Origin of the sequence: Cohnella lubricantis (assembly GCF_014212015.1) — a bacterium.
In the GTDB taxonomy this organism is placed as follows: domain Bacteria; phylum Bacillota; class Bacilli; order Paenibacillales; family Paenibacillaceae; genus Cohnella; species Cohnella lubricantis.
Genome location: NZ_JACJVN010000037.1, coordinates 1 through 16171, shown reverse-complemented (window position 1 = coordinate 16171; position 16171 = coordinate 1). Strand labels below are relative to the sequence as shown.

Sequence of the window (16171 nt, the reverse complement as noted above, 5' to 3'; positions counted from 1 at the left end):
CAATCTATTTTACAGACTCCTAGCGATTGGGATTTGTTGTATATAATGCAACACCATGGTGTTCGTACGCGATTGTTAGATTGGTCTGAATCATTTGCTGTCTCTTTATATTTCGCTTTTTTAAATTGGAAACCAGAAGAGACTAATTGTACTGTTTGGTTACTTGACCCAATCCAATTAAACAATATGTATAACCAGGATTTTGGACTGTATATGCCTAAACCACAAGAATCTTATCAACATCTTCTTTATAACCATGGAGAATCTTATGAATTCGCAGTTCATACAGTTGCACTGTTTCCGAGAAGAAATAATCCACGATTAATTGCTCAACAAGGAACATTTACTCTTCAGGGCAATACTAGGCTCCCTCTCGAAGAAGAATATAACGGTCAATTGTGGGAACGGAATATTATCAATAGGGTTGATTTTAATGTTGAAGATTACTCAGATATTGAAATGTATCTGAGGTTGAATGGAATGAACCATTTTACTCTTTTCCCGGATCTTGATGGATTAGCAAGATTTATAATGTTAGAAGATACTAAATTCGTTTCTCAAATAACTCAGGAAGCGCCAGACATCACCTAACACCGTATTCACGCATCGGGCCATTCGGCCCTCGGTCCGGCAGAAGTTAGAAGTGGAATCGGTGAGGATTTCAGCTGCAGGGAGGCAGATTCAGCCGGACACACCCGCACCACCTAACCGCATCGCGGCCGGCTCCTGAAGGAGCCTTAAGGTGGTGGGGCGTCGTGAATACAAGAACGTTATGCGAAATAACACGAAGTGTGAAATGAAAAATCATAACTGAAAGTTGGATATTTTATGATCATTTACGTAAATTCATTAGAAGGAATAAATGATGAGCAATTAGATACAGGGTTCTTTCATGGATGGCCAAGTTCGCCACCAGTAAATAAGTTTTATGAAATCCTCAACAATTCAACTTATATTTGTTTAGCATTAGATAGTGAGACGAATAAAGTTGTAGGATTTATTAATGCATTGTCGGATAAAGTTTTAACAGCGTACATTCCATTATTAGAAGTTATTCCTCAATATCAAGGTAGAGGAATAGGTACTGAGTTAGTTTTAAGAATGCAGGAACAAATTAAGGATTATTATATGATCGATTTGTTGTGTGATGAGAGTATTCAGGAGTTTTATCTGGATATGGGTATGACAAGGGCAACTGGAATGATGGTGAGAAACTATAATAAACAATCAGGGAGAACCTAGCAGAATCGAAGAGGTCATGTTACATCGCATAACAATGTATTCACGCGGCGGGCCGACTGACGTCGCCCCTTGGTCCGCCCGAGGCATTTCGAGAAGTGGGATCAGGCGGACAACCCTGCGAACCTAACCGCGGTCGCGGCCGCCCCCGTTGGGGGCTTAAGGTTCTCGGGTTCGTGAATACGGGAACGTTATCAGAAATCGGCTAAATAAGTATTTATGGAGGCTGGAATGAAAGTCAAATCTAAAGTTTTTATAAGTGTCTCCATAATAATTATCATGGTTATTGTTTTGTATCAATCATATAAGATCCATCAACTAAATTCTCAAATTGAAATGATCAATCCCACAATTTCTTCTCGAACTATTCAGAATGGTCTTGTTCAACTTGAAGGAGAAATATATTATCAAAAAGAGCATGGATGGGAATCACCAGAGCAAATAGTTGTTAGAATTCAGAATGTGATGGAAGGTATAAGTGTAACGGTCGAAACGGGGCAATACACAAAAAAATTGTCAAATGATGAAAGTGATTCTTTATGGGAAATGTATCACTATCTATACAAATTTACTGAAAACAAATCGACTCATAACTTAATTTTAAGTGAAGAAGAAAAACAAGAATTTGAGCAACTAGAAGATAATTTAAGAAGTAATGGATGGGGATTAAATATTGGTTTTTCCTCTGATTGGGATTATTTTATAAAGAGAGTAAATAGCTTTTTAAGCAATTCAAAGTAGAGCCGACATCTGATAACAATGTATTCACGCAGCGGGCCGGCTGACGCCGTCCCTTGGTCCGCCAGGGGCAATTCCGAGGAAGTGAGTCAGGCGGACAACCCTGCGAACCTAACCGCGTCGCGGCCGCCCCCGTTGGGGGCTTAAGGTTCTCGGGTTCGTGAATACGGGAACGTTATACGTAATTGCCTATTCAAAAGAAGAACATCCCATCCAATCCTCTAATCATGTAACCAGGGCGAATGAAGGTGATTCAAGGAAGAGCTCGAATACATTAGTTTGTCTGATTGTGGCAAGTAACTCGAAGAAGACGCACTAATGTAGAATTCGAGCTAGCGCCCTGGTTTATATTTATGATTAGTTGGATTGGACCGATAGATTCCCATACGAATCGTAGAGAGATAAGCTTGATTATCGATTCAATGACTGACAAGAACATGTTAGTTTGCAGTTGGATCAGAGGCTTGAGAGTCAAGGCCGAACTAACATGTTCCAGTCTTTGAATATTGGTAATCAAGCTTAGTGGGACGATTCGTAAGATCTTAACCCTTTAACTTTGATTCGAATTGGATTCAATGACGGTAATGGAACACGAATATCAATAGCCCGATTTTTAATAATTGGCGATGGATAGTAAAGGCGTGCTCCGACCGTATTGAATATAGAATATTTGAATCAAAGTTAATAAGAGCGGGTTAAGATCAAGGGAATCTATCTTGGGATGATTCGAGGAAGAGGCAACTACGTATAACACTGTATTCACGCGGCGGGTCGGCTGAAGCCGCCCCTTGGTCTGGCCGAAGCAGTCAGAAGCGGATTCAAATGAGGCATTTGGCAGTCAGCAGGGAAGCAGATTCAGCCAGACAACCCTGCACCGACTAACCGCGTCGCGGCCGGGCCGTTGGCCCTTAAGTCGGTGAGGGTTCGTGAATACGGTGTATTTCGTCAAGCAAAAATCCCCAAAAAAATCGTGCATTTTTCCCCATCATCTTCGTGGGGAATTTTTTCACCGTTCTTTCATGAGCGCGTGCTTCATTCGGTAGCTCTCGCCCTCAAAAACGAGCAGGTGCCCATGGTGTGCCAAACGGTCAATCATGGCCGCTGCCATCTGGTCATCGGTGAAGACAGTCCCCCACTTGGAGAACTCCAGATTCGTCGTAATGACCAGGCTGCGACTCTCGTAGCTGTCCGCAATCACCCGAAAGAGCAACTGCGAGCCGTCCTTGTCGACGGGAATATAGCCCCATTCGTCAAGGATGAGTAGCTGGCAGCGCTGGATCTCGCTCATGAGCCGTTCCAGTGTGCCGCCGCGCTTCGCCTCGGCCAAACGCATCACCAGTTCGGCCACGGTGTAGAACTTCACCGTCTTACCCAGTTCGCAGGCACGCAGACCGGCAGCAATGGCCAGATGCGTCTTGCCGGTGCCAACCGGCCCGTACAGTACGAGATTTCGTCGGCCCTCAATAAATGTACCTTCGGTTAGATCGCTCCACTGCAGGGAACTTGGCAGCTTGACGCCATGGCGCTCGTAACCGTCCAGCGTCTTGTAGACCGGAAATCCAGCACGGCTGAGCAGCCTGGCACGGCGGCTGCGCTCCCGGCTCTCCATCTCTTCGGCCAGCACGCGGTGCAGGAACTCTTCCTGCCGTGGCGTCGCCTCGGTTTCGCATAACTGGACGGCGCGCTGGCTGAGCACAAGTTTCTTGCAGAATGCTGAGATATCGGCGCGTAACGCCTCACGCTCCCGTACCACGCTCATGACCTCACCCCGCCGACAGGCTCCAGCATCCGGTCATACACGCTCAGATCGACACTTGGGTTTTCCTCCGGCTCAAACGAGACCAGCCTAGCAGCAAGTACGACGCTGTTCGCGCTGGTGAGCCGTCCGAGCTTCGTCGCTTCCTCCATCGCTTGCAAGGCGGTATCAAATCCATAGCGACCGGAGAGCTGCTCCATCGTGGACAGCGTTTCCTTGAGTTCTACGCGTTCCAGCTTGTCCAGTTCCTCACGAAGCGCATCCGGAATCGCTTGTCGAAGCTGGCTGTTTCGCCAGGCGCCGGGGTTCTGCAGCAGGCGGCTGAGCGTGGTCCGGACATCGACGCTGTCGGTCCGCTGCTTGCCGAATAGACGCAGGTGCACCGTAATCGGCTCGCCGCTTGGCAGTAGCGGTTCCACCGTATGGGCGCCGATCCGCACGGTCACTTCACGCCCGGCCCACTCCGGCGACGAGGAGTAGAAGTGCTTGCCGTCGATAGAGAATTTGCCGTAACCGTCGGTCTTCACTCTCGCATAGCGGCAGGCGGCGAACGGATGCCGCGGCAGGTAGAGTAGCGCGTTCTTGTCGTCCTCAAAGAGCAAATGGATCGGGACGTTTTTCTTGTAGTGCTCACGCTGCCAGTCGGCTTCGCAGCGGCCGAGCAGTTCCTCGTTAAACGTCTGTATGTCCGTTACGACCGGTAGTGGCACGAAGAAGTTACGCCGAAAGTAGCCGACCTTGTTCTCGACATTGCCTTTCTCATGTCCGGCGTACGGATTGCAAAACGTCACCTCGAAGCCGTAGTGTGCCTTGAAGCGAAGGAACAGATCCGCCATCTGGACGTGCTCGTTCACCCGGCGGCCGACACCGCTGGCATTGTCAAAGACGAGACGTCCTGGCACGCCGCCAATCCGTTGGAAAATGTCCCGAAGACCGTGAACCACACACTCCGCTGTCTCGCCGCCGAAGAGCTGCGTGTAGCCGGCGTTGCTGTAGGGGAAGGTGACGCACAGGAACTTGCAAGCTTTCTTCTCGCCGCTTGCATCGTAGATGTCCGCCTCCCCGAAGTCCACTTGCGCTTCGCCCGGCGTCCATTCCAGTTCCAGTGTTCCTTCTTGGTGCCGCGCTTCCCGCAGGCTGCGCACATACCGCTGAACCAGCGGATAGGAGGCGTCATACTCCGGACATTCCTCCACAAGCCGGTTATGGATGCGCTGGGCGGTATGCCGCTGCTTGTAACGGTTCTTGCGGTCTTCCTCGAGCCAGCTTTGGATGAGCGGCTTATAAGGATCCAGCTTGGATGGCTGCACCACCGTCGTTTTCGGTTTCCGATTCTCAAACGTTTCGGACGCCATAACCTTCCTCACCGTCTTTCGGTCGATCTGCAGCCGCTCAGCGATCGCGCTCGGCCCCAGCCCCTTGCTCTGCATATTCTTGATCGTCTCGATCTGACTCATCTTCAGCATCTCCCCGTCCCCGCACCCCTCGTCATCGTCTACGAACAGGGTAGCGGAATTGCTAGATTCGGTCTATTTCCACACGATTAAAGTGGGGAATTTTGCACGATTTTTTTGAGGAAATCAGTTTGATCATTTTGGGTACTTTTATCTTACCGTACACAGAATACGGGAACGTTATCGGAAATTCATACACTTTATAATATAAGGAGAAGACAATGAATCATAACATTTTTCAAGTGATTAGCTCTAGATTATGGCTAATTATTTTATTAGTCATTTTCTTACCATTTATCATGATTCCATTTGTAGCAATTTTTCTTCATGTTGGATTATTTATTGGTTAATTTTTACCAAATTGGATGATTGCTATGAGAGTGGATACTAGTGAAATAGTTACTATTTCAACTTTTATCTATTATTACACTTGTTTTTTAGCAATCGAAGTAACAGGTTTACTAAGTTATGCAGTTTATAAATTTAGTATAGATAAAGAAGATAGAGATATCTTTGAAAGAAATAAACATAGAAGAATGAGTCATGTTAAAGTTTTTATACAGATTAATGATGAATTGAAAGAGAATTATAATATTTATATCAAGGAAAGAGGGTCCACAAATTGGAGTTTTTATTCTGAATTTGAAGTAAACCATTTTCGAAAGCAATTTGGATACAATGCAACTGGACAAGAATTTAAGATAATAAAGTGGAGTGAATTAAAGGGAGATTTAATTATGATTTTAAATGATTTGAAAAATACGACCCTTCTTGGAAATTATGAATATATTTATCAAAGATTAAACGAAATAATGAAATATATTGATAAGAACCAATTAGATATAAATCTATTTAAAAACATGAAGACAACATTTGAAGAGGTATTAAAGGAGAACGAGAAGATAATTAATTATTTATCAGTTTGATTATTAAAGTATGAACTTCCGATAACACCATGTTCACGCATCGGGCCATTCGGCCCTCGGTCCGGCAGAAGTTAGAAGTGTATTCGGAGAGGGATATCAGCAGCAGGGGAGTAGATTCAGCCGGACACATCCAACTCCCTAACCGCGTCGCGGCCGCCCTTCGGGCTTAAGGGAGTTGGACGTCGTGAACACAAGAACGTTAGACGAAACCACCTGAAGAAGACGTGCAAACCACCAAAATAACACAAAAGGAGCGTATGTCTATGAATCATAGTCCTATATCAAATCGGGTTGGTGCCATTTTTATTCATGTAAGTAATATGCAAAAGTCAATTCAATGGTATAGTGAACTGCTTGGATTACCCGTACAATCTGCAAGTCATGAAGGAACCATTTATGTTCTTCCAATGGACGGAGGGACAGGAGTATTACTAGACAGTAATATGAATGATCGCAAGAATACTAACGATAAAACTCAATTTTTTTTTGAGACCAAGAATTTAGAAGAATCTTACAAATACATAAAAAACAAAGGAATTGAAATTGTGACAGAGATTGAAGTTCATGATGACATATCCTTTTTTACGTTCAAAGATCCAGATGAAAATGTACTAATGGTATGTGAAGACAAGAGAAAATTGCTGAATTCTGTCTGATGATGGACAAGAAAATATAGTAACAAATGTGTGAGTAACTCATGGTGGCATCGTCTAACAATGTGTTCACACATCGGCTGACGAGCCGCCTCGGTCCCGGAAGATAAGTCGGAGAAGTGATTGCCGGGACACATCCGCACCACCCAACCGCATCGCGGCCGGACCTAAAGGTCCTTAGGGTGGTGGGACGTCGTGAACACGGAACCGTTATCAGAAATCAAGTGAAGGGCGGTTAAAAATGAGAAATACAGTCATAGTAATCTTTATACTAATGATTTCTGTAATAACTGGATGCAATGAAAAACAGCAACAACTAGAGACTATGTGGTATAAAGGCAAATCAAATTATCATGAAATCAATAACCCGAAAAAAATAATGGAGATAAAGAATATTGTCGATAAAATTGAATGGAAAGGAACTGAACCTAAGAGTTTAAAGAATGAACCAGATTTTGCATTTTGGATTGGACGAAAAAGCGATAACATTAGAATTTTACATTGTGATGTATGGAGGTTGGATTCTGAGCATTTTGGTATTACTAAGTTTGGAGAAGAATTTGATATCTTGAATAGATATTCTATAATAACCCAAGCTCAATTTAATCAAATACTAAACGTTTTAGGAGTACAAGGAAGTTAAGTTTGAGTTGATTCGAAGGAGCACTTGACTTCAGATAACATTATATTCACGCAGCGGGCCGGCTGTCGCCGTCCCTTGGTCCGCCAGGGGAGATTGGCAGGGAAGCTGAGTCAGGCGGACAACCCTGCGAACCTAACCGCAGTCGCGGCCGGCAGCTGAAGCTGCCTTAAGGTTCTCGGGTTCGTGAATACGGGAACGTTATCAGAAATCATATGTTCAATTGACTAAAATAAGACTTATCATGTAGACTGATATCAGGAAGAAAAATACAATTAGTTATTAGGAGAAAGATGATGAAGAAAGAGAACGCTGTCGCTCTATTGAATTTAATAGATAATAATTTATATGAGCAACCGCAAAATATGCAATTATTAATTTCGATATTAGATTCATATTTCTCTAAAAATTTAAATAGCGCTATTGATCTTGATGAGATTATTAATAACTTTTTTGGAATTGAAATTGGAGAGGTATTTAGTGAAATATTATTGAATAGTGAGGAAAGCACAGAAATAATACGTAACGGGGAGTTTAAAACCTGGAATTATTTGTTAAACATAATTGAGCTTTATAAGCATGATTATTTTAGGCAATATCTTCATCGTGAACGCCATCCAAAATCATTGATTGGTCTGCATATTGTAAATAATGGTCTCCGAGATAGCTTTATTATACATAGAGCTGATGGAAAGCACTTTGAACTCTTATTGGAAGCACCCGGTTATTTTAGCATTCTTAACTCAATACTTTCAAATTTTGAGGATTATTTATCGTATAACGAAGATGAGATAGATTTGGTAATATCAAAATTGGATACATTTCAAATGCAGATTAGTAGGGTGATAAACAAACTTAAAGAAGAAGGTGAACGAGATGCTAGCAATAGCTCAAGCACCTGATCTTATTAAACATAAAAAACAAAAATCCAAATTAAACTTTTTGAAGGTTAGTAGTGAATTCGATTTTGACAACTACAATAGTAAAGTTGAAATGTTAAGTCACCAAGATAAAATACTCGAAATTGAAATTCATGACTTTATTAAGTTAATGAATAAAAATCGAAAGCAACTGCAATTAGTCATAAATGAAAAAAGCGAAATTTACTCATTAATTACTTCACCACCTGCATATCCTTTAATCAAGTCGCATGGTGATGAGGTGGTCGCCTTTAAACCTCAAACATATAAAATTGTTTACTCCATATTGTTCCTTTGTGGCTTAATACCGTTAGGGTTATCTACAATTTCGCTTTATGTCACTGAATTTATTAATGAGAATATTACTAAAGTCCTTATGCCGATGTCTGGAATTTACTTGTTAATGATTGCTGTTGACTTCGCTCTCAGGAGGAATGATCATAATTAATTCGAACCCTTCTCCTCAACCAGAGAATGTTTATATTGAAATTTTAAAGCAATTACCTTGGTTTAAATTAACCGCCCCAATGGTACTTGTAATGCCTGCAATGATTTATACTGGTCAATGGTTATCAGGACTAAGAAAATTTAACATATCTAAAAACTTACTGGAACTATTTCCAACTGACCAAGCACTCTGGACTTTTTTAATGAGTTGTATGGCTACTTTAATTGTATATTTAGGCTTAAGTATATGGCATTTGGGTGCAAATATTAAAAAAATTAAATAAGGATGTTTAATCTAAAGCCCGAAAGGGCTTTTTATGTATTTCAGTGAGGTCATATGACTTCTGATAACATAATATTCACGCTTCGGGGCATTCGCCCCTCGGTCCGGCAGAAGTTAGAAGTGGATTCGGCGAGGCATTTCAGCAGCTGGGAAGCAGGATCAGCCGGACACATCCGCACCACCTAACCGCATCGCGGCTGGTCACTTCGTGACCTTAAGGTGGTGGGACGTCGTGAATACGGGAACGTTAGATGAAATTACGAAGCAAGTTCTTATAAAAACATGAGGTGCAAAATGCCAAGACAAATTACATTAGCTGATGGAAGGTCAGTAGAAGTTGAATGTCTAAGCTGCGCTTTAACAAGTGGTTTGATTGCACCGACTGGTGGAGTAATTTATGAATCAAGTAATTTTCATGTCCATCAAGATGTAGCCTATCCAATTAGAGGATTAGTAATATTGGCTTCGAAGAGACACTTTTATTGCATGGATGAATTAACAGATGAAGAGCAATTTGAGTATATATCGTTAATTCATAAGATCAGAAGTGAACAAAGAAATCGTTTAGGAATTGAAAAGGTCTATTACTTTTATAATGAAGATACAACACACCATTTTCATTTATGGATGGTTCCAAGATATGAATGGATGTATCAATTTGGAAATTCAGTAGAGTCATTAAGACCAGTATTATTACACGCAAGGAACAATATGAACGATGAAGAGAATATGGAGAGCGTAATAGAAGGAATTAGAATTTTAAGAGAAGGTATAAGGGATTTTGAGAGTAGCTCAAGGTAACTTCATCTAACATTATATTCACGCGGCGGGTCGGCTGACGCCGTCCCTTGGTCCGCCCGGGGCATTTCGAGAAGTGGAGTCAGGCGGACAACCCTGCGAACCTAACCGCGTCGCGGCCGGCAGCTGAAGCTGCCTTAAGGTTCTCGGGTTCGTGAATACGGGAACGTTAGCTGAAATTACTGAAATGCAAAAAATTATAAAAGGATGAAAAAGCTCATGCAAAATAATCATATCCAATTTCTAAAGTTAGCATTCGAAGAGGCAATACTTGCTGAAAGAGGAGGCACTTATCCAATTGGTGCAGTAATCGTAGACTCTGAAGGCAATGTAATTAGTAGGGGAAGAAATAGAGTGTTTACTGAGATAGACTGCACTGCACATGCAGAAGTTGATGCAATTAGGCAGGCTAGTCATGTTCTTTTAGATATAACAAACAGAAAATTTAATAAGAACGATTTTACACTCTATACAACTTGTGAACCTTGTCCAATGTGTACTTGTACTATTTTATTATCAGGAATTAAGCAAGTTGTATGGGCAGCAGACGATGATGAATATGGAGCAATCAGAAGAATGAAAGAAGGTCCACACTTTCTCAGCTTATTTAATACAATCCAATATATTGCCTCTCCCTGTTTGGAATTAGAGAACAAACAAAGAAAAATGTTAAAAGAGTGGAATATCAGACGTGGAATTATACATAAGGAGTGGGAAGAAAAAATTAAAACCTGAGAAAAATATGTAGTCAAGTCGAAGAAGTCAGTAACTTCAGCTAACATTATATTCACGCATCGGGGCATTCGCCCCTCGGTCCGGCAGAAGTTAGAAGTGGATTCTGTGAGGCATTTCAGAGGCAGGAAGCGAATCAGCCGGACACATCCGCACCGACTAACCGCATCGCGGCCGGCTCCTGACGGAGCCTTAAGTCGGTGGGACGTCGTGAATACGGGAACGTTATCTGAAATCAAGGCTATAGGGAGACTTTCTATGGGCTCATTTGAATGGCTTTCAGAAGAAGAAATAAAAAAACAGAAAAGACAATTACGGAATAGAGCTATTTTTACAACATTGATCTGTTTAGTAGTTATCTTAGGAGTAGTCTTGTATTCCATTTTTCATTATAGTGAGAAAATAGCATCTAAAGTTTGTGTGAATCAGCTTGAATTCAAAGAGAATCAGCCAAATGGGAATCTAGAATTATTGATGTTCAGAAGAAACTGTGGTGCTACGACAGGATTTAGTTTTCAACTTTCAATCATCAAGAAGGGAACGAATTTAAGTAATAGTGCAGTAGGAAATATATTTATTTCAGAGCGAGAGTTTAAAGCCCAATGGATCGATAATAAGACAGTTAAAGTAATTGGGAAATTAAATGCTGAATCAAAAAAGAAGAATTATCATAAAGGTATTAAAATCATATATAACACCGCTTGAATGTATATCAAGAAGGCCTTGACTTCAGATAACATTATATTCACGCGGCTGGCCGGCTGGCGCCGTCCCTTGGTCCGCCCGAGGCATTTTCGAGAAGTGAAGTCAGGCGGACAACCCTGCGAACCTAACCGCGTCGCGGCCGGCAGCTGAAGCTGCCTTAAGGTTCTCGGGTTCGTGAATACAAGAACGTTATAAGAAATTGGCGCAGACTGGTTTTAATAGCATTTCAAATAAGAGGTATTAAATCACTAAGATCTGGAGCATCCTAATTCATTGGCGTATAATGAAGTTGATCAACTTAAAGGGGGTACATTGCATGAGTGTCCCAAATGATGAAATTGAACAAATTCTAGATCACTTAAATGATAAGAATAAAGTTGTTGCCAAGAGTTTTTTGTCTTGGCTGCTTGAAAAGCAGATTGATGAAGATGATGATTATTTAACGGCTGAAGATATCCAAGCAATTGAAGAAGCACAGTTAGATTTTCAAAGCGGGAATACAAAGTCTTTGGAGGATCTAAGACGTGAGGTTGACATATAGAATATTATTTTCGAGTGATGCTGAAAAGACAATTGTGAAACTCGAAAGGAGTATGGCTAAAAGAATATTTAATGCATTGGAACAGTTGAGGAATAATCCTTTTGAAAATCCGAACACAAAGAAAATGAAGGGCAAGGAAGGGGATTTTTTTAGACTTCGTGTAGCGAATTATCGAGTAATCTATGAAATCAAAAATGAGGAATTGATAATATATGTAGTTCGATTGGGTCCCAGAGGAGATATCTACAAGGGATAACAAGAGCCCTGACAGTATAAGTTAGGGTGTTTTTTTTAAAAAGGACAATATTGATGGTCAATCAAGATGGCGCCAACATCTTATAACATAGTATTCACGCGGCGGATCGGCTGAAGCCGATCCTTGGTCCGCCTGAGGCATTTCTAGGAAGTGACTTCAGGCGGACAACCCTGCGAACCTAACCGCAGTCGCGGCCGCCCCCGTTGGGGGCTTAAGGTTCTCGGGTTCGTGAATACGGGAACGTTATACGACAATTCGGAATATATATAGTATTAGCTATCCATAGAAGTTTTCATTATTTTTAAAATCTCTAAATGTGATTTTCTCAGACCAGAAGTATCTTTAAGTTTTACTAAGATTTCATCTTCGTCATGTGCAGGACGAAGTAATTTTGAGCGCTTTGCGACATATCCATTACTTATATAATAATTAGTTGTTACCACAGGCGCACTCGAAGACAATACTATATCAATAACTTTAAATAGTTTATCAGGATTCCTGCTTATCATCTTAAAGCAATCACAATAGAAGAAAGGCTGTCTACCTGAAATAACAGAGTTAAGAATTTGTTGTAATAGATTATCAATTCTCGGATCGATTCCGCTTTGAACTTCTGTCATTGTTCTTGATTTTTCATTAGGATTAATTGTAACTATTGATTTAGGTTGAGCATATTCAAGAGTTGGATATTGCATATAATTCGTACACTGACTAAGATTTTTCATTGCTTCCCAAGCAATCGGATAACTTTCTTTTAAATGGAGGTAAGGGTCATCAGATGTTTCTTCTAGTGAAGAAAAGTTAATGGATATTTCATTTAGCTCATTTTCACTAAAGTATTTTATTGCATCATAAGTAATAATTTTTATTGTACTATCATCAAGAATCTGCTTGGATAACCCTAGTTTTTTAGCTGCATATATTGTACTTTTCATATCTTCAATCAGACTATTTCGTATAGCTACTACCACTAAGGACTTGATATCCATATCAGCTTCTGGCTGATAGAAGAGAGCTTCTTCTAAACCTGTTAGTAGAATTGTTTTTCGAAATTCTTGTTGATTCCAACGACTAATGATAGATATTAATCTATTACGGATATCATTATTAACCTTATCGATAGAAACTGCATTTGCGCCGAAATTAACAAGTTTAGGGATTAATATATCTTTTAAATAGATTTCGATTAACCTATTAATACAAATCAGTCCTTTCTAACTCATACGTCTATTTCTATTTATTTGTAGTATATGAAACAACACCTGTGATGTGAAGTCAGAGAAGTCCGAATCGTCGTATAACATCATATTCACGCATCGGGCATTCGCCCTCGGTCCGGCAGTAGTTAGATGTAATTCGAAGAGGCATTACAGTAGCAAAGAAGCAGATTCAACCGGACACATCCGCACCACCTAACCGCATCGCGGCCGCCCCTTTGGGGCTTAAGGTGGTGGGACGTCGTGAATACGGGAACGTTAGCTGAAATTCGTTAAAACCTAAAGGAGAAATGCAATGAAGCTCAACAGTGCAGGATTAAATGAATTTACACATATAGTTAGCGTAATGTCTAAGTACTGGGAACAAGTAAAGCAACAGTTAAATGAGGGGTTGGTTGAATATGATGATATTTCTAATTTGTTAGAAACGAATTTCTTTAAACCATTTGATGATATGTTTCGGTTTACCAACCAACATTTTAAGATCAAGTTACCAAAGATCAAGTATATTTATAGAGCTGTGAATGAATCACATTGTAATTACGAGCGCTTTGTTCCTAAACTTGAATACGCAAAGGAACACAATAGAATGAATCCAAAGGGTAAGGCATACTTCTATGGAGGAGTTCAAGCTATTGGATATAGAAATGAGAAGGATAGAATAATAAATACATGTATTAAAGAAATAAGGGCGCAACCATATTCTACAATCTCTATTTGTAGATTTAAGCCCACGATAATGGGCAAGGATATCTCAGTGATAGATATCTGTGGGGATGACACAATTCCCAAAGTACAGGACGAATTGCACGAATATTTATTTAATAAGTACAAAGATTTGATGCATCAGGGTCGAGACGTGTTTGAAGCAATATCTATTGAATTGACTAAAGTTTATTTTAATATCTTTTCTTCAGATCAGATATTTAGACCTATTGATAAATCTATTAGTGAACAAGAAAAACTAAGAGAGTATGCTCCTTTCCATGCATTGGCAAACTACATCGAGAAGGTCGGAAACTATGGTGGGATGATTTTTAGAAGTACAGTAAGTGATGGACGAAATCTTGTATTATTCAATCCCGATTATGTTACATATATCCCAGGAACAATGGAAGCAGTAAGAGTCTCATAGAAGAACGAACTTCAGCTAACACCATGTTCACGCATCGGGCCATTCGGCCCTCGGTCCGGCAGAAGTTAGAAGTGTATTCGGAGAGGGATCTCAGCTGCAGGGTAGTGGTGTCAGCCGGACACATCCAACTCCCTAACCGCGTCGCGGCCGCCCTTCGTGCTTAAGGGAGTTGGACGTCGTGAACACAAGAACGTTTGGCGAAATTTATTGAAAGGAGAAAATATGAAAATTAAAAGAAATGATAGTTGTCCTTGCGGAAGTGGGAAAAAATATAAAAAGTGTTGCATCAGTAAGAAGTTTGACTGGCACATAACTGAAGAAGGAAATATAGTTAGATCGATACCTATTGATATTCCAGAGTTTGGTGAGTTTTTAAATGATCAGAAGATAGAATTCAACAAAATATTTGGGCGTGATCCCGGACCGAATGATCCGTTGTTTTTCCAACAATACTTAACCAGTATTGATCAGTATCAAGATGAATTTATTCAGATAATGAGAGAAGTAGGTATCAGTGAAGAATATATCTATGCATACAAAGCTACTGGAAGAATTGTTACCGAGGATAATATGGATTTTTTAACTGATGTAGAATACCAGGAATGGAGCAATGCAGTACAAGAATACTTTACATTGAATTCACTTGATGGAAGTGGTCAAGATAGTGATGAGAGTACAATCAATTTATTAGAAGAATTAGAAAGATGTTGCTTTTTAGTGGGGATGATAGTTAATCAATGTGGATTAATTGAATCTTTAGATGAAGAAGGAATACACCTCACTCAGAGGGACTATATTCTTTATTGTCTTACAAAAACATTAAAAACATTGAAAGCAATTATAAGTCAATTGGTGAATATGTTACCTGAAGACTCTCTGAATTTATTAAGGTCTATTTACGAAAACTATCTAAATATTATTTTTATAATCCATAAACCAACGAAAATCGAAGATCTAGTTGGTGCTAAAATTGGTCTGGAAAATGGTACACATGAGTATGCAAGAAACTCAAAAGGACAAATAAATAAGAGGGTAATTTACGACAAGAAAACCGGAAAAGAGTATGAAGGTCATATTAGTAATTATGCTATGTCAAAGACAAGTGATTATGAAATTGATGTTCTGATTTTCGACTTGTTTTATGATTATCTTTCAAGTTTTACGCATCCTAATATCTCTTCGTTGGGCCATTATGTAACTGATAATAAATTTGATCCTTTCAAGGAGGAAATTCTAATAGAGGATATTGCAATTATGTGTATATTTATTGTTGCCTTTATCTTAGATGAAATCGTAAATATTGAATTGGGAGAAGTAATAAGCGGGGATATTACAACGTTCCTACATAGAGTCAAACCTAAACTAGTAAATTATGCAATACCTGAAGGTCATGCTATGAAAATAATCAAAATATATGATTTGTTTAAAGAAAGATCAAGAATGATTTTGGAACGTTATTCAGGTAGTCAATAAACATCGCCTGACATAGTATTTGTATTTCGTCAAGCAAAATTACCCAAAAAAATCGCGCATTTTTACCCATCGTCGTCAGGGGTATTTTTCATGGGTCTGTCAATAATTTTGTGTAAACTCTTTTATCGAGAATCTCCCTCATGGGGGAGATTGACCCTCACGGCAGATGCTGGCCGATACGCTCGGGGAAGAAGACCGAAAACTGCAGCAGCATTTGGCCCCAATTTTGGACTCGTCCTGTCCATTTGCGCGTAACGT

At 40.4% G+C, this 16171-nt stretch carries 19 protein-coding genes; 16 read left to right on the top strand and 3 right to left on the bottom strand.

Features of this window, described 5'->3' with window-relative positions:
* From H4Q31_RS10810 to H4Q31_RS10800, 3 genes are all read left to right on the top strand, one after another.
* A partial coding sequence (locus H4Q31_RS10810; protein ID WP_185179093.1) for an FRG domain-containing protein occupies nucleotides 1–591 on the top strand: 591 nt, incomplete at its 5' end.
* A gap of 237 nt (nucleotides 592–828) precedes the next feature.
* Nucleotides 829–1242: a GNAT family N-acetyltransferase gene (locus H4Q31_RS10805; RefSeq protein ID WP_221626807.1), complete on the top strand. Its 414-nt coding sequence runs from the start codon at nucleotides 829–831 to the stop codon at nucleotides 1240–1242.
* Nucleotides 1243–1470: 228 nt separating this feature from the next.
* Complete coding sequence (locus H4Q31_RS10800; protein WP_185179092.1) at nucleotides 1471–1980, top strand: hypothetical protein; 510 nt, start codon at nucleotides 1471–1473, stop codon at nucleotides 1978–1980.
* A 1003-nt stretch (nucleotides 1981–2983) separates the two neighbouring features.
* On the opposite strand, the gene istB is transcribed toward H4Q31_RS10800, so the two are convergent.
* Complete coding sequence (istB, locus tag H4Q31_RS10795; protein ID WP_185177180.1) at nucleotides 2984–3736, bottom strand: IS21-like element helper ATPase IstB; 753 nt, start codon at nucleotides 3734–3736, stop codon at nucleotides 2984–2986.
* Nucleotides 3733–5190, bottom strand: a complete 1458-nt coding sequence (gene istA, locus H4Q31_RS10790) for an IS21 family transposase (protein ID WP_245347531.1) — start codon at nucleotides 5188–5190, stop codon at nucleotides 3733–3735. Before istA ends, istB begins: the two co-directional genes overlap by 4 nt.
* Before the next feature lie 371 nt (nucleotides 5191–5561).
* Between istA and H4Q31_RS10785 the strand changes: the two genes are divergently transcribed.
* From H4Q31_RS10785 to H4Q31_RS10735, 11 genes are all read left to right on the top strand, one after another.
* A complete protein-coding gene (locus H4Q31_RS10785) occupies nucleotides 5562–6113 on the top strand; it encodes a hypothetical protein (RefSeq protein WP_185179090.1) in 552 nt (183 codons plus the stop codon).
* Nucleotides 6114–6376: 263 nt separating this feature from the next.
* A complete protein-coding gene (locus tag H4Q31_RS10780) occupies nucleotides 6377–6769 on the top strand; it encodes a VOC family protein (protein WP_185179089.1) in 393 nt (130 codons plus the stop codon).
* A gap of 238 nt (nucleotides 6770–7007) precedes the next feature.
* On the top strand, nucleotides 7008–7409 hold the full coding sequence (locus H4Q31_RS10775) for a hypothetical protein (protein ID WP_185179088.1): 402 nt from the start codon (nucleotides 7008–7010) through the stop codon (nucleotides 7407–7409).
* A gap of 293 nt (nucleotides 7410–7702) precedes the next feature.
* Nucleotides 7703–8308, top strand: a complete 606-nt coding sequence (locus tag H4Q31_RS10770) for a hypothetical protein (RefSeq protein ID WP_185179087.1) — start codon at nucleotides 7703–7705, stop codon at nucleotides 8306–8308.
* Complete coding sequence (locus tag H4Q31_RS10765; protein WP_185179086.1) at nucleotides 8283–8774, top strand: hypothetical protein; 492 nt, start codon at nucleotides 8283–8285, stop codon at nucleotides 8772–8774. Before H4Q31_RS10770 ends, H4Q31_RS10765 begins: the two co-directional genes overlap by 26 nt.
* Nucleotides 8761–9057, top strand: coding sequence for a hypothetical protein (locus tag H4Q31_RS10760; protein WP_185179085.1), 297 nt, complete (start codon nucleotides 8761–8763; stop codon nucleotides 9055–9057). The genes H4Q31_RS10765 and H4Q31_RS10760 overlap by 14 nt, the downstream gene beginning before the upstream one ends.
* A 293-nt stretch (nucleotides 9058–9350) precedes the next feature.
* On the top strand, nucleotides 9351–9857 hold the full coding sequence (locus tag H4Q31_RS10755) for an HIT family protein (protein WP_185179084.1): 507 nt from the start codon (nucleotides 9351–9353) through the stop codon (nucleotides 9855–9857).
* Between the two features lie 216 nt (nucleotides 9858–10073).
* A complete protein-coding gene (locus H4Q31_RS10750; protein ID WP_185179083.1) occupies nucleotides 10074–10589 on the top strand; it encodes a nucleoside deaminase in 516 nt (171 codons plus the stop codon).
* 207 nt (nucleotides 10590–10796) lie between these two features.
* Nucleotides 10797–11291 (top strand): DUF5412 family protein, encoded by a 495-nt coding sequence (locus H4Q31_RS10745; RefSeq protein ID WP_185179082.1) that lies wholly within the window; start codon nucleotides 10797–10799, stop codon nucleotides 11289–11291.
* A 316-nt stretch (nucleotides 11292–11607) separates the two neighbouring features.
* Nucleotides 11608–11832, top strand: a complete 225-nt coding sequence (locus H4Q31_RS10740; RefSeq protein WP_185179081.1) for a hypothetical protein — start codon at nucleotides 11608–11610, stop codon at nucleotides 11830–11832.
* The gene (locus tag H4Q31_RS10735; protein ID WP_185179080.1) at nucleotides 11816–12088 is read left to right on the top strand and encodes a type II toxin-antitoxin system RelE family toxin; all 273 of its coding nucleotides are present in this window, start codon (nucleotides 11816–11818) and stop codon (nucleotides 12086–12088) included. Before H4Q31_RS10740 ends, H4Q31_RS10735 begins: the two co-directional genes overlap by 17 nt.
* A gap of 272 nt (nucleotides 12089–12360) precedes the next feature.
* Here H4Q31_RS10735 and H4Q31_RS10730 read toward each other — a convergent pair whose 3' ends face one another.
* Nucleotides 12361–13077, bottom strand: a complete 717-nt coding sequence (locus H4Q31_RS10730; protein ID WP_185179079.1) for a hypothetical protein — start codon at nucleotides 13075–13077, stop codon at nucleotides 12361–12363.
* Between the two features lie 523 nt (nucleotides 13078–13600).
* Between H4Q31_RS10730 and H4Q31_RS10725 the strand changes: the two genes are divergently transcribed.
* Both H4Q31_RS10725 and H4Q31_RS21780 read left to right on the top strand, forming a co-directional pair.
* Nucleotides 13601–14440, top strand: coding sequence for an RES domain-containing protein (locus H4Q31_RS10725; protein ID WP_185179078.1), 840 nt, complete (start codon nucleotides 13601–13603; stop codon nucleotides 14438–14440).
* A 222-nt stretch (nucleotides 14441–14662) separates the two neighbouring features.
* Complete coding sequence (locus H4Q31_RS21780; RefSeq protein ID WP_185179077.1) at nucleotides 14663–15913, top strand: SEC-C domain-containing protein; 1251 nt, start codon at nucleotides 14663–14665, stop codon at nucleotides 15911–15913.
* Nucleotides 15914–16171 lie beyond the last annotated feature (258 nt).